Genomic DNA, 18,960 nt, shown 5'->3' on the forward strand with positions numbered 1-18,960 from the left:
GCAGCCGCCCCAAAGAAGGCTCAGTCGTCCACCAGCGCGGCCGACGTGATGCGGTGCAGGGGGTACCGCTCATCGTCCCGGCCGATCAGGACTCCGCCGCCCACGTGGGTCGGCGTCACGATTCGCTGGCTGGCCGTTCCGTGGGCGTCCACGAAGCCGATCCAGACCTCCCGCTGCTCGCGGTGCGCCCGGGCCAGCAGGGCCATCGTCGCCGCCGTGTCGGAGCCTCCGCCGCCGCCCGGGAGGCGCACCGCCGTGCCCTTGCGGCTCGCCGCGGCCCGGTCGCCTGCCCGGATGTGCGTGACCACCGACGCGGCCTGCTCGCCGGTCAACCCGGTCGGTTCGGGCACCACCCGCCGCGCCGTGCGGGGGCGCGCGGGGATCCTCCTGCCGGACGGGCGCAGATCCACCACTCGCCCGTCGGGGCCCTCGGCCGCCGGCGCGAAACCAGCCGCTCGCAACCCGTCCAGCACCTCGGCCAGCGGGTACGGGCTGACCAGCACCGTCGGCGCGATCCGGCGCAGCTCGTACTCGCCCGACACGGAGTTGCCCATCACCTCCGCGAGCAGCACCTCGTCGTCACACCGCAGGAACGACCCGGCCGCCCCGCCGCGCAGCCTGCCGTGCCGCCGCGCCACGTCGTCGATCAAGTACGTCAACGACTGCGGCACCTCGGTGGCCGACCGTTTCCGGAACAGCTCGTGCAGCTCGTCGGCGGTCCGGCCGGTGTCCAGCGCCCGCCGCACCGACGCCTCCGTGATCCGGTAAACCGTCGCGTGCCCGGCGGACTCGACGTCGGCCACCGCGGCGATCTCCGTCGCCAGGTCCATCTCCAGCGGCCCCGGCGCGACCACCGTCAGATCGGCCTGCACCAGCACGTACCCGATCGGCTTGGGCATCGCGTCGTACACCGCGTTCAGCGCGCCCGAGCGATCACCCGCGAGCAACGCTCCGCCCGCCGTCGTCAGCGCCCCGAGCGCGATCACGCCCAGCGCCGACGCCTCGGCGAACGTCCACCGCACCGCCTCGTCCCGCAACCGCCCGCCACGCCGCGGCGCCCGCCACGCGAGCAGCTCCACCAGGTCGTCCGCGCCCTGCACACCCGCGCCACGCGGCAGCTCGGCCAGCGTGCCCAGCACCCGCCGCCGCACCGACGGCGCCAGCGGTCGCCGCAGCTCGTCGGACAGCGGCACGATCGGCTTGTCCTTCACGTCGCGCTGACCGGCCAGCGCGGGCAGCCGCGGCAGGTCCAGCCACGCCTCGGCGAGGATGACCCACCGCTGCGCCGGCTCGGACGCCAGCCACGAGTCCGCCAGTGTCGTCGGCACCCACTCCGGGCTGGTGCTCTGGCTGTCCGCGACCAGCCCGGCCGCCGCCGCCAGCTCGGCCAGCAGCGTGGCGCGGGTGTCGTCGGTGTCCAGTTCGCGCGCCAGCTTCCGCAGCTCCCGCACCCCGAGACCACCGGACTTCAGCACCGGCGGCGGCTGCTCCGACCACTGCGTCAGCAGCGATTCGGTCTGCCGCAGGAACTCCATCGCCTCACCGGCGGCCGTCTCATCCACTGTGGACTGCTGGTGCGGGCGCGTCGGCAGCTCCGGCTCGCGCAGCGCCTTCGGCGAGCAGATCCGGCCGCCGCGCAGGGCGATCGCCACCTCGCGGGGCAGTTCGACCGTCTCGTCGTCGCGGCGCAGCAGCAGCCCGCGGGCGAGCAGCTTCTGCACCGGCTTCGCCCCCGCGTCCAGCGACGGTTCGGCCGCCGCGTCCCGGGTACGCCCGATGGGCGGGCCGGCGGCGAGGGCGCCGAGCAGGCCACGTTCGTCGTCACCGACCTCGGCGAGCGCGGACTCGACGTCCAGCCCGGGTGCGGACGCGCCGAGCCCGGCCGGGAACGGCCCGGCCAGCTCGCGCGCCGCGGGGACGACGCGGACCGCGTCGTCGTCGCCCCAGGCCAGCACCCGCGACCGCAGCCGGTCCACGGCGGGCCGGACGTCCGCGCCGACCAGCTCGCTGATCGCGGCGAGCGGGACGGCTTCGGTGTCCGCGTCGGCGACCAGCAGCGCGTCGAGCACGGAGAGGGTGAAGGTGTCCAGGTCCTCCATCGCCCTGGCGACCGATCCGGCCGTGCCGGCGCGGGTGGCCAGCACTGTGCTGTCGGACGGTGGCGGGGTCGCCAGGTCGCGCCTGGCCTGCAGGAGCGCGCCCAGCTCGTCGTCGGACGCGGACCGCAGCCAGTCCGCAAGGGAGGTCGCGGGCATCACATCGAGGATACCCGCCCTGACCATCGGGTTCGGGCGGCTGTGAGGCAAACTGGGGACCGTAGGTGCCGAGCACTGGAGGATGAAGTGGCGAAGGGCGACAAGGACAAGAAGAGCGGTCGTATCGACCCCACCTGGCCGCATCTGCCGGACGGCGAGCACCCGGTCACCGAGCTCTCGGCCGACCGCCAGGGCGCGCTGTCGCCGTTCGGGAACGTGACGTTCCCCCTCGAGACCGTGCCGTACGTGCACCCCGAGACCGAGATCAACAAGTAGACAGCAGGGGGTTACTGCCGTGCCGGTTCCCGGCCCCGGGTATTCGATCACCGTTCGTGTCGAGGCGCCGCCGTCGGCGAGCGCCGCGGGCGACCTCACCTCGGCGGTGGGCCGGGTCGGCGGCGTGCTCACCGCGTTCGACGTCGTCGAGTCCCACTCCGACGCGATCGTCGTCGACATCACGGCGAACGTCTCCAACGCCGACCACGTCGAGGTCGTCACCGAGGCGCTCGACGCGCTGCCCGGCGTGCGGGTGCGCAAGGTCTCCGACCGCACCTTCCTCATGCACCTCGGCGGCAAGCTGTCGGTGTCGCCGAAGGTCCAGCTCCGCAACCGTGACGACCTCTCCCGCGCGTACACGCCGGGCGTGGCGCGGGTGTGCCAGGCGATCGCGGCCAACCCGGCCGACGCGCGGCGCCTGACGATCAAGCGCAACACGGTCGCGGTCGTCACCGACGGTTCTGCCGTCCTCGGCCTCGGCAACATCGGCCCGGCCGCGGCCCTGCCGGTGATGGAGGGCAAGGCGGCGCTGTTCAAGAAGTTCGCCGACGTCGACGCGTGGCCGGTGTGCCTGGACACCCAGGACACCGAGGAGATCATCAAGATCGTCAAGGCGCTCGCGCCGGTGTACGCGGGCATCAACCTCGAGGACATCGCCGCGCCGCGCTGCTTCGAGATCGAGAAGCGGCTGCGCGAGCAGCTCGACATCCCGGTGTTCCACGACGACCAGCACGGCACCGCCATCGTCGTGGTCGCCGCCCTGCGCAACGCGCTGCGCGTGGTCGGCAAGGAGATCGAGGACTGCAAGATCGTGGTGAGCGGCGCCGGCGCGGCGGGCTCGGCGATCATGCGGCTGCTCATGCACAAGAAGCCGGGCGACATCATCGCCGCCGACATCAACGGCATCGTCCACCTCGGCCGGTCCGATTTGGACGACAACCTGCGGTGGCTGGCCGAGAACACGAACAAGGACAACGTGTCCGGCACGCTGCACGACGCGCTCGTCGGCGCCGACGTGTTCATCGGCGTGTCCGCGCCGAACCTGTTCGGGGCCGAGCAGGTCGCGACGATGGCGCCGGACGCGGTGGTGTTCGCGCTGGCCAACCCGGACCCGGAGATCGACCCGCTCGAGGCGCAGAAGCACGCCGCGGTCGTGGCCACCGGGCGCAGCGACTACCCGAACCAGATCAACAACGTGCTCGCGTTCCCCGGCGTGTTCCGCGGTCTGCTGGACGCCCAGGCGCACGAGATCACCGACGAGATGCTGCTCGCCGCCGCGAACGCGATCGCCGACGTGGTCGACGACCGGCTCAACGCCTCCTACATCGTGCCGAGCGTGTTCGACTCGGCGGTGGCCCCGGCCGTCGCGGAGGCGGTCAAGGCGGCGGCGCGGAAGTCCGGCGCCACGAGCTGATGAGCCGCGCCGTCGAGGAGTCGAACCGGCGGATGCTGCGGGCCCGCGACGCGATGGACCGCGCTTACGCGCAGCCCCTCGACGTCGCGGCCCTGGCCCGGATGGTGCACGTCTCGGAGGCGCACTTCATCCGCACTTTCCGGGCCACCTTCGGGGAGACGCCGCACCGGTACCTGCAGCGGAGGCGGGTCGAGCGGTCGATGTTCATGCTGCGGGAGAGCGATCGCAGCATCACCGACATCTGCCTCGCCGTGGGGTTCACCAGCCTGGGCACGTTCAGCCGCACTTTCCGCGAGATCGTGGGGCAGTCGCCGTCGGAGTACCGGGCAGCAGGCGCCGGGACGGTGGCGGCGCCCACGTGCTTCGCGATGGCCTGGACGAGGCCGAGCAGTTTCGGAGAAGCCAGGGGCGGGGCCCGCTGATTAGCGTTGCGGACATGTTCAACGCGATCACTCTCTCCCAGATATTCGTGACCGACCAGGACGAGGCGCTCGACTTCTACGTGGGGAAGCTCGGGCTGGAGGTCAAGGTCGACCAGGACCTCGGCTTCATGCGGTGGCTGACGGTGTGCGTGCCCGGCGAGCCCGGGCGCGAGATCCTCCTGGAGAAGCCCGGCCCGCCCGCGATGGACGAGGCGACCGCCGAGCAGGTGCGCGAGCTGCTCGCGAAGGGCGCGACGGGCGGCTGGATCGGCCTGACGACGGACGACTGCCGCAAGACGTACGAGGAGCTGCTGGCGAAGGGCGTGGAGTTCACGCAGGAGCCGACGGAGCGCCCGTACGGCATCGACTGCGGCCTGCGGGACCCCTTCGGCAACGCGATCCGCATCAACCAGCCCACGCAGCCGGCCTGACGGCGGCGCAGGGGCGGGCCGGGCGGCGGGATGGTCGCCCGGCCTGGTCGGGTGGTGTGGGGTGGCCGGTGGGGGACGGCGCCCGGCCTGGTCGGGTGAGGTGGTGTGGGGTGGTCGGGCGGCGGGATGGTCGCCCGGCCTGGCCGGGTGGGGTGGTGTGTGGGGCCGGTGGGCGGATGGCGGCCCGGCTTGGCCGGGTGAGGTGGTGTGGGGTGGCCGGTGGGCGGACGGCGGCCCAGCTTGGCCGGGTGGGGTGGTGTGGCGGGTCGGGCGGCGGGATGGTCGCCCGGCCTGGCCAGGTGAGGTTGTGTGGGGTGGCCGGTGCGGGACGGCCGCCCGGCCTGGCCAGGTGAGGTGGTGTGCGGTGGCCGGTGGCGGTTGCCCGGTTTGGCCGGGTGGCGGTGGGTGGACCGGGGTGGTGCGGCGGGGCTGGTGGGACGCCCGCCATCGAAACAGACCGGACAGACGTGCCGCTGGCCATGCCCCCGCGGCGCCTGGCGCGGTGCCGCCGGCCCCCTGGGCTGCTCGGACCCCCGTCCGGGGGCGGTTCGCGGGGCCGTGCGGGTGGCGCACTGGGCCAGCGGGACGCCCGTCCGGTCCTGCCACGTGCGGGCCGGACGGTCGCGGCTCGGATGCCCCTTCACTCGGCAGGTGGGGCTCGGCGTTTAGCCTTGTCTCGTGAGTGAACTGAGCCACGTCGACGAGAAGGGCGCTGCCCGGATGGTCGACGTCTCCGGCAAGCAGGCCACCGCTCGGACGGCCGTCGCCACGGGGGTTGTGCACACCACCGCCGAGGTGATCGACCTGTTGTCGCGGGACGGGCTGCCCAAGGGCGACGCCCTCGCGACCGCGCGCATCGCCGGGATCATGGGCGCCAAGAAGGTGCCGGACCTGATCCCGCTCTGCCACCAGATCGCCCTGTCCGGCGTCAAGGTCGAGTTCGACCTCGGGCCCGCCGAAGTGCGCATCACGGCGACCGTCAAGACCACCGATCGCACCGGGGTCGAGATGGAGGCGCTCACCGCCGTCGCCGTCGCGGGGCTCACCGTGCACGACATGATCAAGGCCGTCGACCCCGCAGCCACCTTGGACGGGGTCCGTTTGGAGCGCAAGCTCGGCGGCAAGTCCGGCGTGTGGGAGCGGCCATGAGCAACGACAAGCGCACCGCGCGGGTGATCGTCGCGTCGAATCGGGCTTCGGCGGGGGTCTACGCCGACCACACGGGGCCGGTGATCGTCGCCTGGCTCGCTGAGCGCGGGTTCGACGTGCCGGAACCGCGGGTGGTGCCCGACGGCGACCCGGTCGCCCAGGCGCTGCGTGAGGCGCTCCACGACGACGTGCACGTGGTCATCACGACCGGCGGCACCGGGATCTCGCCCACCGACCGCACGCCGGACGTCACGGCGCCGCTGCTGGACCACCAGCTGCCGGGCCTCGCGGAGGCGATCCGGTCCGCCGGACTGCCCAAGGTGCCGACCGCGGTGCTGTCCCGCGGCGTGGCCGGTGTCGCCGGCCGGACCCTGGTCGTGAACCTGCCCGGTTCACGCGGCGGGGTGAAGGACGGGCTCGGCGTGCTCGACGGGGTGCTCACGCACGCCGTCGACCAGCTCGCGGGCGGCGACCACCCACGCCCGGCCGCCGAAACAGCCGAAACGCCCGCCGCGAAGACCCCGGAAACGCCGACGGTCACCCAGGCGACCGCGCACATCGCGCGGGCCGAGGTGACCGATCAGCCGTTGTCCGTCGAGGAGCACGCGGCCCTCGTGGACGACCAGTCCGCCGGAGCGGTGGTGACCTTCGGTGGCGTCGTCCGCGACCACGATGGCGGCAAGGGCGTGAAGTCCCTGTTCTACGAGGGACACCCGAGCGCGGGCGATGTGCTCGCCCGCGTGGTCGCTCAGGTCGCCGGCCGCCGCAGTGGAGTGCGGACGATCGCCGTCAGCCACCGGATCGGAGCCCTGGAGATCGGGGACGTGGCGCTCGCTTGCGCCGTGTCCGCCGACCACCGGGCCGAGGCCTTCGCCACCTGCGCCGAACTGGTCGACGAGGTGAAGGCCCAGTTGCCGGTGTGGAAGCACCAGCACTTCACCGATGGCACGGACGAGTGGGTCAACTCGCCCTGACGCCTGCGGCGCGGGTGGAACCCGAACCGCCAGGGTGCCGGCGCCCCACCACCCGGGGGATTGCGGTGGGGCTGCCGGACACCCCCAGCGTCACTTCGTGGCGATCTTCTGCCCGACCAGGATCAGGTTCGGGTTCGAGATGTACTGCGAGTTCAGCTCCTGAAGCTTCTGGTAGCCGCCCTCGACGTTGAACTTCTTGGCGATCCCGGACAGCGTGTCGCCGGCCACCACGGTGTAGTCACCGTTGGGGTTGGAGGTCGGAACGCTCACGGCCGGAGCCGGGGTGCTCTTCTTCGGCGTGCTCTTCGGAGCGGTGGACTTCTTCGGCGTGGTGGCCTTCTTCTGGGTCGAGCCCTGGGTGTTCTTGCCCTTGTAGCTCGCCGAAGAACCGGCCTTCTTGCCGCAGACCGGCCAGGCGCCGATGCCCTGGCCCTGCAGGACGCGCTCGGCGACGGCGATCTGCTCCTCGCGGGAAGCGTTCGCCGCGCTGCCGGTGCCGCCGTAGGCCTTCCAGGTGCTGGCGGAGAACTGCAGACCACCGTAGTAGCCGTTGCCGGTGTTGGTGCTCCAGTTGCCACCGCTCTCGCACTGCGCGATGGCGTCCCAGTTGACGCTGGCGGCCTGCGCGGGGGTCGCGGCGATCGCCAGCGGGGTGCCGACCGCGAGACCCGCGACAGCGACGCGGGCGATGTTGCGAGCGGCGGGGGACATCTTGCGGTGCTTGCCTCGGTAGGACATTCCATCAACTCGGCTTTCGCACCGACGGGCCGAAGCTGCGAGGCGAACCCTGACGGGTCCTGCTCCACCCGGCGGGGTCCGGGCGAGCCAATCGGGCCTTCGCGAAAAACGCTCGGGTCCGACCCTCTCCGTCCCTGTCCGGAAAACCTTCTTTCGCTCGGGGTTTGGTCCGGGATTCCGCCGGACAGGGTTTGGCGCTCGGAATCCCGGTGTTGCCTTGGCCGGTCGGGGCCAGCCGAAAAGCGACGGTACGTAACGGCGAGCGTGATCGGAAATTATTCGAGGTGTGTCCTACATCACAGTAACATCGCGCAACCTATGCCGATCTCGTCGTTTCTCCTGGTCAGCGCGCCGTTACCTGGCCGTTTCCAAGTCGAGATATTTCACCGATCGTGAGGTCTGGATCACGTCGTTCCGGCACGGTTGGACCAATCGTGAACCGCGTTCAACCGCCCGCGAAGGGCGGCAGGACGTCCAGTTCGGCCCCCTCCGGGAGGGGGCGCGAACGGTCGCGGACGGCCACCCCGTCGACGAGGAAGCTGGCCGCCTGGAGGATCCGCGGGAGGGTCTCCGGATGAAGATCACGGAGAGCGACGACGGCCTCGGCGACGGACGCGCCGGCGGGCAGTTGGAGTACCTCTTCTTCCACGCCCGCGGCCGCGCGCGCGGACGCGAAATACCGCACCCGGACGCTCATGGTCAAGATCTATCCCCCGATCGCGCTCATCGGCCGGATCGGCTGGGCGAAGCCGGCGTCGTTGATCTCATGGCCGGCCAGCTTGCCCCACATCGTCGTGCGCCAGGCCTGGGCGATCGCCTCGTCGTCCGCCCCGCCGCGCAACAGCGCGCGCAGGTCCGTCTCGTCGTTGCTGAACAGGCACGACCGCACGGCCCCGTCGGCCGTCAGGCGCGTGCGCTCGCAGGCCGCGCAGAACGGGCGCGTGACCGACGCGATGATCCCGACGTCGCCCGGTCCGCCGTCCACGAGCCAGCGCTCGGCAGGCGCCCCGCCGCGCGCCTCCGGGCTCGGCGAGAGCGTGAACTCCTTGCTGAGCAAGGAAAAGATCTCCTCCGCCGTCACCATGTCCGCGCGGTTCCAGCCGTGCTGGGCATCCAGCGGCATCTGCTCGATGAACCGCAGGTGGTAGCCGTGGTCGAGGCAGAACCGCAGCAGCGGCGCGGCCTCGTGCTCGTTGATCCCGCGCAGCAGCACCGCGTTCACCTTGACCGGGTCCAGCCCCGCGTCCCGGGCGGCGGCGAGGCCGTCCAGCACGTGGCTCAGCCGGTCGCGCCGGGTGATCCGCACGAACGTCTCGGGATCGACGGTGTCGAGCGAGATGTTGATCCGGTCCAGGCCCGCTTCGGCGAACGCGCGGGCGCGCTTGGCGAGCCCGATCCCGTTGGTGGTCATGGAAAGCCGGGGCCGGGGGCGCAACGCCGTGATCTCCCCGACCAGGTGCTCGAGCCCGGGCCGCAACAGGGGTTCGCCGCCGGTGAGCCGGATGTCGGTGACGCCGAGGCGTTCGACCGCTATCCGCAGCAGCCGCAGGAGCTCGCTGTCGGTGAGTACGTCGTCACCGGGCAGCCACGGCAGGCCCTCGGCCGGCATGCAGTACGTGCAGCGGAGGTTGCAGCGGTCGGTCAGCGACACGCGCAGATCCGTCGCGACGCGGCCGAACGTGTCGACGAGGGCGGGGTTGTCAGGGCGGGGCTGCGTGGTTCCGCGTGTGCCCGGCACGCGGGGGAGCCCGAGATCTACCGCACTCATTGACACCAGCCTAACCCGCCGACCACACCGTGGATCCTCACTAGAATGTCTCAGTAGCAGAGTGTTTCAACTGCGAAGACCACTTGGGAAGGGACGCGCCGGATGCCGGAGGAAAAAAGGTACCCGGTGCCCGGCGACGTGCTCGCCCGCTTCGCCGAGATCGGCCGGGAATCGAGCACCCTCGCCGTCCTCCGGCACGCCCAGATCGCCGAGAAGCTGGGGCTGTCCGCCACCGACCACAAGGCCCTCGACCTGGCCGCCCGCGCGGAGGGTCCGCTGACCGCGGGGGAGATCGCCAAGCTCACCGGCCTGTCCACCGGCGCGGTGACCGGCGTGATCGACCGGTTGGAGCGCGCGGGTTTCGTGCGCCGCGTGCGGGACGTCCGGGACCGCCGCAAGGTCCTCGTCGAGGTCCTGCCGCTGGACGAGGAGAAGATCGCGCCGCTGTTCGAGTCGGCGCTCGTGATCACCGAGAAGGTGCTGGAGAAGTTCAGCCCGGCCGAACGCGACGCGATCGAGCGGTACCAGAACGAACTGCTCGACCTCTTGCGTGCGGACGTTCTCGGGCAAACCCCATAGATTTTCCGCAATTGCGGAAGTAATCTCGCCTCCATGCCGCAATTCCGGTTGTCCGAAGCCGCCGAGCTGCTCGGCGTCAGCGACGACACCGTCCGGCGCTGGGTGCGGGGCGGGCAGCTGGCCGCCACCACCGACGGCGCCGGCCGCAAGGTCGTCGACGGCGCGGAGCTCGCCGCCTTCGCGCGTGAGCAGGCCGCCCGTCCCAACGACCCCTCCGGTGTCGGGCGCTCCGCCCGCAACCGGTTCGTCGGCCTGGTCACCGACGTGGTCGTGGACAAGGTGATGGCCCAGGTCGAGCTGCAGTGCGGGCCGTTCCGCGTGGTGTCGCTGATGAGCGCCGAGGCGGTGCGGGAGCTGGACCTGAAGCCCGGATCGCTGGCGGTCGCGGTGGTGAAGGCGACCACCGTGGTCGTCGAGACTCCGGGAGGACAGAGTTGAAGAAGCTGGGCGCCCTCGTGGCCGCGGCCGCGCTGATGATCACCGGGTGCGGGTCGTCGTCGGGCGGGAGCGAGAGCCAGACGCTGACGGTGTTCGCCGCGGCCTCGCTCACCGAGTCGTTCACCGGGTTGAAGACGGCGTTCGAGTCGGCGCACCCGGGCACCGAGGTCAAGTTCAACTTCGCCGGCTCGTCCGCGCTGGTGCAGCAGCTGTCGAACGGCGCGCGGGCCGACGTGTTCGCCTCGGCCGACCAGGCCAACATGGACAAGGCGGTGCAGGCCGGGGTGGTCGACGGCGCGCCGTCGGTGTTCGCGACGAACCGGCTGACCATCGCCGTCGCGCCGGGCAATCCGAAGGGCATCACGGGATTCGCCGACCTCGCGCGGGTCGGGCTGACCGTCATCGTCTGCGCCCCGCAGGTGCCGTGCGGCTCCGCGGCGGAGAAGGTCGAGCGGAGCACCGGGGTGACGCTGCGGCCCGCCAGCGAGGAGCAGGACGTCAAGCAGGTCTTGAACAAGGTGCAGACCGGGGACGCGGACGCCGGCCTGGTCTACGTGACTGACGCGGCGAGCGCCGCGGGCAAGGTCGGCCGGGTCGACTTCCCGGAGGCGGCGCAGGCGGTCAACTCCTACCCGATCGCCGTCGTCAAGGACGCCCCGCGGGCCGGACTCGCGAAGCAGTGGGTCGAGTTCGTGCTGGGCGAGCAGGGCCGGGCCGAGCTGCAGAAGGCCGGTTTTGGCGCTCCGTAGGACCCGGCGGGTGCCGTGGGTTCTGTGGGTGCCCGCGGTGCTCGCCCTCGCGCTCGTCGTGCTGCCGGTGGTCGGCCTGCTCGTGCGGACCGACCTCCGTCGCCTGCCGGAGCTGATCGTCAGCGACGCCGCCCTCACCGCGCTGCGGTTGTCGCTGGAGGCCGCGGCCGTGTCGACGGTCGCGTGCATCGTGCTCGGCGTGCCGCTGGCGGTCGTGCTCGCCCGCTCGACCGTCCGCGGGATTCGGGTGCTGCGCGCGGTCGTGCTGCTGCCGCTGGTCCTGCCGCCGGTCGTCGGCGGGCTCGCGCTGCTGTACCTGCTCGGCCGCAAGGGGTTCCTCGGCTACCTGCTGGGCGTGACGGCCGGGGTGCAGGTTCCGTTCACCACGGCGGCGGTGATCATCGCCCAGACCTTCGTCGCGATGCCGTTCCTGGTGGTGAGCCTGGAGGGCGCGCTGCGCAGCGGCGGCGACCGCTACGAGCAGATCGCCTCGACGCTGGGCGCCCGCCCGTGGACGGTGTTCCGGCGGGTCACGCTGCCGTTGCTGCTGCCCGCGCTCGGCTCGGGCGCGGTGCTCAGCTTCGCCCGCGCGCTGGGCGAGTTCGGCGCGACCATCACGTTCGCCGGCAGCTACGAAGGCGTGACGAGGACGTTGCCGCTGGAGGTCTACGTGCAGGCCGAGGCCGATGTGGACAGTGCGGTCGCGCTGGCGCTGCTGCTGATCGTCGTCGCGGTCGTGGTCATCGCGGTCGCCCGGCCGCGGGCGCTGGAGGGGACCGCCCGGTGAGCCTGCACGCCGAGATCGAGCTGACCCGCGGCACCTTCGCGTTGTCCGTGGAGTTCGACGTGCCCGCCGGGAGCGTGCTGGCGATCCTGGGCCCGAACGGCTCCGGCAAGTCGAGCATCCTGGGGTGCCTCGCCGGGCTGTTCCGCCCGGACCGGGCGGTGATCACCCTCGGCGGGCGGGAGTTGCACGACCTACCCGCGCACGACCGGGCCGTCGGCTTGCTGTCGCAGGACGCGCTGCTCTTCCCGCACCTGTCCGTTGTGGACAACGTGGCGTTCTCGCCGCGCTCCAAGGGAGCGGGGCGCGCCGAGTCGCGGGAGATCGCCCGGCGCTGGCTGGCCGAGGTGGACGCGGCCGAGTTCGCCGAGCGCAAGCCGTCGCAGCTCTCCGGTGGTCAGGCGCAGCGCGTCGCGGTCGCCAGGGCGCTGGCCGGGAACCCTGACCTGCTGCTGCTCGACGAGCCGCTGGCGGCGCTCGACGTCGACGCCGCTCCGGCCATCCGCGGCCTGCTGCGGCGGGTGCTGGCCGCCGACCCGCACCGCGCGACGGTGCTGGTCACCCACGATCCGCTGGACGCGCTGGCGCTGGCCGATCACGTGGTGGTGCTGGCCGCGGGCCGGGTCGTCGAACGCGGTCCGACGCGGGAAGTGCTGGCCGCGCCCCGAACGGCGTTCACCGCGCGGATCGCCGGGCTCAACCTGGTGCCCGGCACCGCGGTCGCCGAGGGACTGCGGACCGCGGACGGCGGCCTGGTCGCCGGGATCCTGTCGCCGGACGCGGTCACCGGCGAGCCGGCGGTCGCGGTGTTCGAGCCGAGCGCGGTGTCGGTGCACCCCGCCGAGGACGGGCACCCGGGCAGCCCGCGCAACACGATCGGGGCCGTCGTCGGCGCGCTCGAACCACACGGACCGGTGATCCGGGTCCGGGCCGCGGGCGAGGGCTGGGCGGACGGCCTGTCCGCCGATCTCACCCCCGCCGCGGTCGCTGACCTGCACCTGGAGCCCGGTGCGCCGGTGCGGCTCGCGATCAAGGCCACCGCGGTGACGGTGCACCCGGCTAGTCTTCAGGCATGAGCCGTTGGACCTATCTGACCGACATGGACGGCGTGCTGGTGCACGAGGAGCACCTGGTGCCCGGCGCCGACGAGTTCCTCGCCGAGCTGCGGGCCAACGACACCCCGTTCCTGGTGCTGACCAACAACTCCATCTACACCCCGCGCGACCTGCGGGCCCGGCTGCTGCGCACCGGGCTGGACGTGCCCGAGGAACGCATCTGGACCTCCGCGCTGGCGACCGCGAAGTTCCTGCACAGCCAGCGGCCGGGCGGGTCGGCGTTCGTCATCGGCGAGGCCGGGCTGACCACGGCGCTGCACGAGGCCGGGTACGTGCTCACCGACCGCGACCCGGACTACGTGGTGCTCGGTGAGACCCGCACGTACAGCTTCACCGCGATCACCCGCGCCATCCGGCTCATCGAGGCCGGCGCGAAGTTCATCGCCACCAACCCGGACGCCACCGGGCCCAGCCTGGAGGGCAGCCTGCCCGCCACCGGTTCGATAGCGGCCCTCATCGAGCGGGCCACCGGGCGGCAGCCGTACTTCGTGGGCAAGCCGAACCCGCTGATGATGCGGTCGGCGCTGCGCAGCCTCGGCGCGCACTCCGAGGGCACGATCATGATCGGCGACCGGATGGACACCGACGTGCACTCGGGCATCGAGGCCGGGTTGCAGACGATCCTGGTGCTCACCGGCATCTCCACCAAGGAGTCGGCCGAGCGGTACCCGTACCGGCCGACGCTGGTGCTCGACTCGATCGCGGACCTGGTCGGCCGCACGCAGGACCCGTTCGGGGACGGGGCGGTGCTCACCTGACCTGCGGCAACCGCCTATCGTCGAGGGATGAGTGACCACCAGCGCACCTACGTCGTCGGCGACGTGCACGGGCACCGGGAACCGCTGGTGGCAGCGCTGCGCCGCGCCGCGCTGGTCGACGAGTCCGGCGACTGGTCCGGCGAGGACGCGCACCTGTGGTTCCTCGGCGACTTCGTCGACCGGGGCCCGGACGGGATCGGCGTGATCGACCTGGTGATGCGGCTGCACCGGCAGGCGGCCGAGGCAGGCGGGTCGACGCGGACGTTGCTGGGCAACCACGAGATCCTGCTGCTGGGCATGCACCGCTTCGGCGACACCGAGGTGCCGTCCGACTTCGGGCCGCGCAGCTTCGCCCGCAGCTGGGAGATCAACGGCGGGCAGCTGTCCGATCAGGACGCGCTGACCGACGAGCACGTCGAGTGGCTGACCAGCAGGCCGCTGATCGCGCACGCCGCCGGTCACCTGCTGATGCACTCGGACACCGTCGAATACCTCGACTGGGGCGACGACGCGGAGGACATCAACACCACCGTGCGCGAAATCCTCGTCGGCGACGACCTGGTGGAGTGGTGGGACGTGTGGCGCCGCATGACGACGCGCTACGCCTTCCGCGGCCCGCACGGCCCGGACATCGCCGACTACCTGCTGGAGCAGCTGGGCGGCGAGCGGATCGTGCACGGGCACAGCGTGATCGCCGACCAGCTCGGCATCCACCCCAGCCAGATCGAGGCGCCCTACCTGTACGCCGGCGGGAAGGTGCTGGGCATCGACGGCGGGTTGTTCGTCGGCGGGCCCTGCCTGGTGGTGCCGCTGCCCTGGAAGCCGGAGGACTGACCGGTGGGGGTGGAGCTGGAACTCCACGCCGGCCGTCCCGCACGCGACGGATCGTCGCTCCTGCGCGGATCCTACGAGCACGGCGAGGCGCTGGCCCGGGTGCTGGACGGTGTCGACACGGGCAGGCTGAGCTGGGTGGACCCGTACGGCGACACGATGTTCAACGAGCAGGTGGCGGAGGCGGCGCTACCGCAGGTTTCCGCGCTGCTGCGGGACTGCACCGACCCCGCGGCCCGCGCTGCGCTGACCGATCTCGCCGGGATGCTCGAAGCGTGCGCGGCCACGCCCGGCAGCTACCTGTGGTTCATGGGGGACTAACGCAGGTACGTGGTGCGGAGGCCGGTCAGGATGAGGCGCAGTCCGGCTTCGAAGGCGGCGTCGGTGTCCGGCGCGAAGATGTGGCCGACCATGCTCGCGGTGAGCGGGAACTGTTCGCGGTCGATGGATCGCTCCAGGCGGCCCGGTTCGTACGGGTTGTCTTCGCCGTAGGCGGTGCCCGTGCGGGCTTGTTCCTCGATCGTGAAGCCGATCGTGTAGTGCAGCAGCGCGGGGTAGCCCTCCGCCGCGTCCGCCGCCGAGAAACCCGCGTCCCGCAGTGTGCGCAGCGTGAGTTCGACCGTGCGGAACATCCCGGGGTGCGTGGTGTTCGTGCCGGCCAGGACGCGCGCCCCGTCGCGGTAGCGCAGCATCGTGCGCCGCAGGCGGCGGGCGCCGTCGGCCAGCCAGTCCTCCCAGGACACCTCGGCGCCCGGCGCTTCGAGCCCTCCGGTGGCTTCCAGGTACATCGTGGTGGCCATCGCGTCCAGTAGTTCCTGCTTGTTCTTCACGTGCCAGTACAGGGTCGGCGCCCGCACGCCGAGTTCCGTCGCGACCAGCCGCATCGTGAGCCCGTCGAGGCCGACGTCGGTGAGCAGTCGCAGCGCCGTCCGCGCGATGACCTCCGGATTGATCGCCATGGCTTGACATTCTAACAGAGTTAGGGAACTCTCTAATCATGTTAGAGAACGTGGTGATCGCCGGCGGCGGGCCGACCGGTTTGATGCTCGCCTGTGAACTGCGGCTGGCCGGGGTCGACGTGACCGTGCTGGACCGCCTGCCCGGCCGCAGCGGCGAATCGCGCGCGGGCGGGTTGCACGCGCGCACCCTGGAGGTGCTGGACCAGCGGGGCGTCGCCGACCGGTTCCTCGCGGCGGGCCGCCCGATGCAGGTGGGCCACTTTTCGGGGCTGTGGCTGGACTTCAGCCGCCTGCCGACCCGGTACCCGTTCCTGCTGAACCTGTTGCAGGCCGACGTGGAGCGGCTGCTGGAGCAGTGGGCCGCCGAGCTGGGCGTGCGGGTGCGGTGGTCGTCCGAGGTGACCGGGTTCCGGCAGGACGCGACCGGCGTCGAGGTGGCGCTGGCGGACGGTGCCACCATCGAGGCGGCCTACCTGGTCGGCTGCGACGGCGGGCGCAGCGCCGTCCGCAAGCTCGCCGGCATCGGCTTTCCCGGCACGCCCGCGACGCTGACCGCGCTGCTCGGCGACGTCGAGCTGACCGACCCGCCCGGCGAGCCGGTCTTCATGCGCCGCACCGAGCACGGCGACTTCTCGGTGCTGGGCTTGCAGCCGGGCTGGTACCGGGTCATGACCACCCGCTACGACCGCGTGGCCGGCCGGGACGAGCCGGTCACGTTCGAGCAGTTGCGCGAGTCGCTGATCGAGATCGCGGGCACCGACTTCGGCATGCACAGCCCCCGCTGGATCTCCCGCTACGGCGACGCCGCGCGACAGGCCGAGCAGTACCGGCGCGGCCGCGTGCTGCTCGCCGGCGACGCGGCGCACATCCACTTCCCGGCGGGCGGGCAGGGCCTGAACACGGGTGTGCAGGACGCGGTCAACCTCGGCTGGAAGCTGGCCGCGGTCGTCCGCGGTCACGCGCCCGAGGCCCTGCTCGACACCTACCACGCGGAACGGCACCCCGTCGGCGAACGGCTCCTGCACAACACCCGCGCGCAGACCGCGTTGAGCCGGCCGGGAGCGCACGTCGACGCCCTGCGGGAGGTGTTCGCCGGCCAGATCGCGATCGAGGAGGTGAACTACGCACTCGCCGGCATGATCACCGCGCTCGACGTCCGCTACCCGCTCGGCGACGCGGATCCCTTGCTGGGACTGCGGATGCCGGACCTCGACCTCGTCACCGAACACGGCGCGACCCGGCTGTTCACGCTGCTGCACGCGGGCCGGGCGGTGCTGCTGGACCTCGCAGGCGACCCGGAACCGGCGGCCGCCGCGCGGGATTGGGACGACCGGCTCGACGTCGTCGTCGCCAAGGGCCCGTCCGGCTTCCCGCCGGCCGTCCTCATCCGCCCCGACGGCCACGTGGCGTGGACGGCCGCACCGGGTGTCGACGGACTTCGTGCCGCCTGCGCCAAGTGGCTGGGGCCCGTCACTGGTTGAGGTAGGCGAGGACCGCCCGCACCCTGCGGTGGGTGTCGTCGGACGGGGGCAGGTCCAATTTGGTCAGGATGTTGCCGATGTGCTTTTCCACCGAGGCCGGTGCGAGCACCAGTTCCGCGCAGATCGCCGAGTTCGACAGCCCCTGCGCGACCAGCCCGAGCACCTCGCGTTCGCGCGCCGTGAGCGCCGCGATGCCCTGGTCGCCGGTGTTGCGCGCGAACAACTGCCGCACCACCTCGGGGTCCATCGCGGTGCCGCCGGCGGCCACGCGCTCCAGCGCGTCGAGGAAGTCGTCGAGCGCCGTCACGCGGTCCTTGAGCAGGTAACCGACCGCGCCCTGGCCGTCGGCGATCAGCTCGGCGGCGTACACGCGCTCGACGTACTGGGACAGGATCAGGATCGGCGTCCGCGGCTCGCGCCCGCGGATGGACAGGGCCGCCCGCAGGCCTTCGTCCCGGAAGCCCGGCGGTAACCGCACGTCCACGATGGACACGTCCGGTCGGTGCTCGGCCACCGCCGCTTCCAGTTCCGGCGCCGTCGCGACGGCCGCGACGACGTCGTGGCCGGTGTCGGTCAGCATCCGCACCAGCCCGTCGCGCAGCAGCAGCAGGTCTTCGGCGATCACAACGCGCATGGCAACTCCGCTCGGACGGTGGTCGGCCCGCCTGCCGGACTGGTGACCGACATCGTGCCGTCGAGCGCCTCGACCCGGCGGCGCAGGCCGTCGAGTCCGGCTCCGGTCTGGTCGGCGCCGCCCCGGCCGTCGTCGCGGACCGTGAGGGACAACGTGTCTCCGGTGCGGCGGATGCTGATGGTGCAGGCGTCCGCGCCGGCGTGCTTCACGACGTTCGCGAGCCCTTCCGCGGCGACGAAGTAGGCCGCCGATTCGACCGCGGGCGGTAGGTCCCCCAGCTCGTCCGCGCGGACCTCGACGGGCAGGGGCGCGTCGCCCGCGAGCGCGGCGAGTGCGGCCACCAGTCCGCGGTCGGTGAGGATCGGCGGGTGGATGCCGCGGACCAGACGGCGCAGTTCGGCCAGTGCCTCGTCGAGCTGCCGGCGGGCGTTGCGGAGGTCGTCCCCGGCCGGGCGCAGCTTGCGCTCGGCGAGCGCGAGGGTCATGCCGGCGGCGACGATGCGGGCCTGCGCGCCGTCGTGCAGATCGCGCTCGATCCGCTTCAGCTCGGCGGCTTGCGCGTCGACCACGCGGCGACGGGTGACGGCCAGCTCGCGGGCGCGGCGCGCGAGCCGTTGCCGGGGGCCGGCTTCCAGCAGCATCGCCGCGGCACGGGCCTGCAGGTTGGCCGCGGTGGTCACGAGCGGCCACACGACCGGCGCCAGCACCAACCCGATGCCGGTGAGCGCGAACCGGCCGCCGACGGTGTTGAACAGCCAGTCCACCACGGGCGGCAGGTACGGGTTGGGCACCGACCACAGCCACAGCGGCGCAAGGATCGTCGCGAGGTCGACGACTCCGGCGACCAGGCCGGCCAGCCCCGCGAGCCCGGCCGGGAACAAGGACAGCAACCACGCCAGGTCGCGCCAGGTGGCCGGCTCGCGGACCAGCGCGCGCCCCCGGCGCCACGGGTTCCCGCGCAATAGAGCCGGATACGGCGATTCGACGTGCCGCCCGAGCACCAGCGCCGCCCGCCACCGCTCGAACTCCGCGATCCGCCGGGTGCCCCAGGTGACCGCGAGGAACGCGGGCGGGGCGAGGTAGGTGAACGACAGCACGCCGCTGACCAGCGTGGTGACCAGGGCCCACGCGAAGGTCGCGGGCCCCAGCAGCAGGCTGGTCAGCAGGTGGGCCATCGCACGCGCCCCACGGCGGATCACGGTGAT

22 protein-coding genes are annotated in these 18,960 nt (G+C 72.3%); 15 read left to right on the forward strand and 7 right to left on the reverse strand.

Annotation, left to right across the window (positions count from 1 at the left end; genetic code table 11):
* Window positions 1-20 precede the first annotated feature (20 nt).
* On the reverse strand, window positions 21-2,255 hold the full coding sequence (locus L2C96_RS14460; protein ID WP_237336491.1) for a helicase-associated domain-containing protein: 2,235 nt from the start codon (window positions 2,253-2,255) through the stop codon (window positions 21-23).
* Window positions 2,256-2,342: 87 nt separating this feature from the next.
* On the opposite strand from L2C96_RS14460, the gene L2C96_RS14465 reads away from it, so the two are divergent.
* The 6 genes from L2C96_RS14465 to L2C96_RS14490 all read left to right on the forward strand — a co-directional run bounded on the left by L2C96_RS14465 (window position 2,343) and on the right by L2C96_RS14490 (window position 6,921).
* On the forward strand, window positions 2,343-2,531 hold the full coding sequence (locus L2C96_RS14465; protein WP_017985268.1) for a hypothetical protein: 189 nt from the start codon (window positions 2,343-2,345) through the stop codon (window positions 2,529-2,531).
* Window positions 2,532-2,550: 19 nt separating this feature from the next.
* On the forward strand, window positions 2,551-3,945 hold the full coding sequence (locus tag L2C96_RS14470) for an NAD-dependent malic enzyme (protein WP_020416936.1): 1,395 nt from the start codon (window positions 2,551-2,553) through the stop codon (window positions 3,943-3,945).
* Window positions 3,945-4,367: a helix-turn-helix domain-containing protein gene (locus L2C96_RS14475; protein ID WP_020416935.1), complete on the forward strand. Its 423-nt coding sequence runs from the start codon at window positions 3,945-3,947 to the stop codon at window positions 4,365-4,367. Before L2C96_RS14470 ends, L2C96_RS14475 begins: the two co-directional genes overlap by 1 nt.
* Window positions 4,368-4,381: 14 nt before the next feature.
* Window positions 4,382-4,798 carry a VOC family protein gene (locus L2C96_RS14480; protein WP_020416934.1) on the forward strand — a complete coding sequence of 139 codons (417 nt, stop codon included), beginning with the start codon at window positions 4,382-4,384 and terminating at the stop codon, window positions 4,796-4,798.
* A gap of 678 nt (window positions 4,799-5,476) precedes the next feature.
* A complete protein-coding gene (gene moaC, locus L2C96_RS14485; protein WP_020416933.1) occupies window positions 5,477-5,947 on the forward strand; it encodes a cyclic pyranopterin monophosphate synthase MoaC in 471 nt (156 codons plus the stop codon).
* Window positions 5,944-6,921, forward strand: a complete 978-nt coding sequence (locus tag L2C96_RS14490) for a molybdenum cofactor biosynthesis protein MoaE (protein WP_020416932.1) — start codon at window positions 5,944-5,946, stop codon at window positions 6,919-6,921. The genes moaC and L2C96_RS14490 overlap by 4 nt, the downstream gene beginning before the upstream one ends.
* Before the next feature lie 90 nt (window positions 6,922-7,011).
* On the opposite strand, the gene L2C96_RS14495 is transcribed toward L2C96_RS14490, so the two are convergent.
* From L2C96_RS14495 to moaA, 3 genes are all read right to left on the reverse strand, one after another.
* A complete protein-coding gene (locus L2C96_RS14495) occupies window positions 7,012-7,659 on the reverse strand; it encodes a transglycosylase family protein (RefSeq protein WP_020416931.1) in 648 nt (215 codons plus the stop codon).
* Window positions 7,660-8,104: 445 nt separating this feature from the next.
* Window positions 8,105-8,356, reverse strand: a complete 252-nt coding sequence (locus tag L2C96_RS14500; protein ID WP_020416930.1) for a MoaD/ThiS family protein — start codon at window positions 8,354-8,356, stop codon at window positions 8,105-8,107.
* A 9-nt stretch (window positions 8,357-8,365) separates the two neighbouring features.
* Window positions 8,366-9,427, reverse strand: coding sequence for a GTP 3',8-cyclase MoaA (gene moaA / locus L2C96_RS14505; protein ID WP_237336492.1), 1,062 nt, complete (start codon window positions 9,425-9,427; stop codon window positions 8,366-8,368).
* A 102-nt stretch (window positions 9,428-9,529) separates the two neighbouring features.
* Between moaA and L2C96_RS14510 the strand changes: the two genes are divergently transcribed.
* Genes L2C96_RS14510 through L2C96_RS14545 form a run of 8 tightly spaced genes read left to right on the forward strand, consistent with a single transcriptional unit; the run spans window position 9,530 to window position 15,002 of the window.
* Window positions 9,530-10,006 carry a MarR family transcriptional regulator gene (locus tag L2C96_RS14510; protein ID WP_039791268.1) on the forward strand — a complete coding sequence of 159 codons (477 nt, stop codon included), beginning with the start codon at window positions 9,530-9,532 and terminating at the stop codon, window positions 10,004-10,006.
* A gap of 33 nt (window positions 10,007-10,039) precedes the next feature.
* Complete coding sequence (locus L2C96_RS14515) at window positions 10,040-10,444, forward strand: TOBE domain-containing protein (protein WP_020416927.1); 405 nt, start codon at window positions 10,040-10,042, stop codon at window positions 10,442-10,444.
* Window positions 10,441-11,193 carry a molybdate ABC transporter substrate-binding protein gene (gene modA / locus L2C96_RS14520; RefSeq protein WP_237336493.1) on the forward strand — a complete coding sequence of 251 codons (753 nt, stop codon included), beginning with the start codon at window positions 10,441-10,443 and terminating at the stop codon, window positions 11,191-11,193. The genes L2C96_RS14515 and modA overlap by 4 nt, the downstream gene beginning before the upstream one ends.
* 10 nt (window positions 11,194-11,203) lie before the next feature.
* Entirely contained in the window at window positions 11,204-11,980 is a 777-nt protein-coding gene (locus L2C96_RS14525; RefSeq protein WP_237336494.1) for an ABC transporter permease, read from the forward strand.
* Entirely contained in the window at window positions 11,977-13,053 is a 1,077-nt protein-coding gene (locus tag L2C96_RS14530; protein WP_237336495.1) for a sulfate/molybdate ABC transporter ATP-binding protein, read from the forward strand. The genes L2C96_RS14525 and L2C96_RS14530 overlap by 4 nt, the downstream gene beginning before the upstream one ends.
* Window positions 13,050-13,850, forward strand: coding sequence for an HAD-IIA family hydrolase (locus L2C96_RS14535; protein ID WP_026153557.1), 801 nt, complete (start codon window positions 13,050-13,052; stop codon window positions 13,848-13,850). The genes L2C96_RS14530 and L2C96_RS14535 overlap by 4 nt, the downstream gene beginning before the upstream one ends.
* A gap of 27 nt (window positions 13,851-13,877) precedes the next feature.
* Window positions 13,878-14,684 (forward strand): metallophosphoesterase family protein, encoded by an 807-nt coding sequence (locus tag L2C96_RS14540; protein ID WP_237336496.1) that lies wholly within the window; start codon window positions 13,878-13,880, stop codon window positions 14,682-14,684.
* Between the two features lie 3 nt (window positions 14,685-14,687).
* Window positions 14,688-15,002, forward strand: coding sequence for a hypothetical protein (locus L2C96_RS14545; protein ID WP_237336497.1), 315 nt, complete (start codon window positions 14,688-14,690; stop codon window positions 15,000-15,002).
* On the opposite strand, the gene L2C96_RS14550 is transcribed toward L2C96_RS14545, so the two are convergent.
* Complete coding sequence (locus L2C96_RS14550) at window positions 14,999-15,640, reverse strand: TetR/AcrR family transcriptional regulator C-terminal domain-containing protein (RefSeq protein WP_020416921.1); 642 nt, start codon at window positions 15,638-15,640, stop codon at window positions 14,999-15,001. The genes L2C96_RS14545 and L2C96_RS14550 overlap by 4 nt on opposite strands.
* Window positions 15,641-15,678: 38 nt before the next feature.
* Between L2C96_RS14550 and L2C96_RS14555 the strand changes: the two genes are divergently transcribed.
* On the forward strand, window positions 15,679-17,121 hold the full coding sequence (locus tag L2C96_RS14555; RefSeq protein ID WP_027935701.1) for an FAD-dependent monooxygenase: 1,443 nt from the start codon (window positions 15,679-15,681) through the stop codon (window positions 17,119-17,121).
* Here L2C96_RS14555 and L2C96_RS14560 read toward each other — a convergent pair.
* Window positions 17,111-17,755 carry a response regulator transcription factor gene (locus L2C96_RS14560; RefSeq protein WP_027935700.1) on the reverse strand — a complete coding sequence of 215 codons (645 nt, stop codon included), beginning with the start codon at window positions 17,753-17,755 and terminating at the stop codon, window positions 17,111-17,113. The genes L2C96_RS14555 and L2C96_RS14560 overlap by 11 nt on opposite strands.
* Window positions 17,743-18,954 carry a sensor histidine kinase gene (locus L2C96_RS14565; RefSeq protein WP_027935699.1) on the reverse strand — a complete coding sequence of 404 codons (1,212 nt, stop codon included), beginning with the start codon at window positions 18,952-18,954 and terminating at the stop codon, window positions 17,743-17,745. The genes L2C96_RS14560 and L2C96_RS14565 overlap by 13 nt, the downstream gene beginning before the upstream one ends.
* Window positions 18,955-18,960 lie beyond the last annotated feature (6 nt).

Source organism: Amycolatopsis tucumanensis, from assembly GCF_021654135.1.
GTDB classification, from domain to species: domain Bacteria; phylum Actinomycetota; class Actinomycetes; order Mycobacteriales; family Pseudonocardiaceae; genus Amycolatopsis_E; species Amycolatopsis_E tucumanensis.

Excerpts from the sequence above, each read along its gene's own strand:
- L2C96_RS14540 (WP_237336496.1), top strand. The coding sequence starts at position 13,878 with ATGAGTGACCACCAGCGCACCTACGTCGTCGGCGACGTGCACGGGCAC.
- L2C96_RS14550 (WP_020416921.1), bottom strand. The coding sequence starts at position 15,640 with ATGGCGATCAATCCGGAGGTCATCGCGCGGACGGCGCTGCGACTGCTC.
- L2C96_RS14535 (WP_026153557.1), top strand. The coding sequence starts at position 13,050 with ATGAGCCGTTGGACCTATCTGACCGACATGGACGGCGTGCTGGTGCAC.
- L2C96_RS14495 (WP_020416931.1), bottom strand. The coding sequence starts at position 7,659 with ATGTCCTACCGAGGCAAGCACCGCAAGATGTCCCCCGCCGCTCGCAAC.
- L2C96_RS14460 (WP_237336491.1), bottom strand. The coding sequence starts at position 2,255 with ATGCCCGCGACCTCCCTTGCGGACTGGCTGCGGTCCGCGTCCGACGAC.
- L2C96_RS14515 (WP_020416927.1), top strand. The coding sequence starts at position 10,040 with ATGCCGCAATTCCGGTTGTCCGAAGCCGCCGAGCTGCTCGGCGTCAGC.
- moaA (WP_237336492.1), bottom strand. The coding sequence starts at position 9,427 with ATGAGTGCGGTAGATCTCGGGCTCCCCCGCGTGCCGGGCACACGCGGA.
- L2C96_RS14555 (WP_027935701.1), top strand. The coding sequence starts at position 15,679 with ATGTTAGAGAACGTGGTGATCGCCGGCGGCGGGCCGACCGGTTTGATG.
- L2C96_RS14475 (WP_020416935.1), top strand. The coding sequence starts at position 3,945 with ATGAGCCGCGCCGTCGAGGAGTCGAACCGGCGGATGCTGCGGGCCCGC.
- L2C96_RS14560 (WP_027935700.1), bottom strand. The coding sequence starts at position 17,755 with ATGCGCGTTGTGATCGCCGAAGACCTGCTGCTGCTGCGCGACGGGCTG.
- L2C96_RS14510 (WP_039791268.1), top strand. The coding sequence starts at position 9,530 with ATGCCGGAGGAAAAAAGGTACCCGGTGCCCGGCGACGTGCTCGCCCGC.
- L2C96_RS14490 (WP_020416932.1), top strand. The coding sequence starts at position 5,944 with ATGAGCAACGACAAGCGCACCGCGCGGGTGATCGTCGCGTCGAATCGG.
- L2C96_RS14480 (WP_020416934.1), top strand. The coding sequence starts at position 4,382 with ATGTTCAACGCGATCACTCTCTCCCAGATATTCGTGACCGACCAGGAC.
- L2C96_RS14500 (WP_020416930.1), bottom strand. The coding sequence starts at position 8,356 with ATGAGCGTCCGGGTGCGGTATTTCGCGTCCGCGCGCGCGGCCGCGGGC.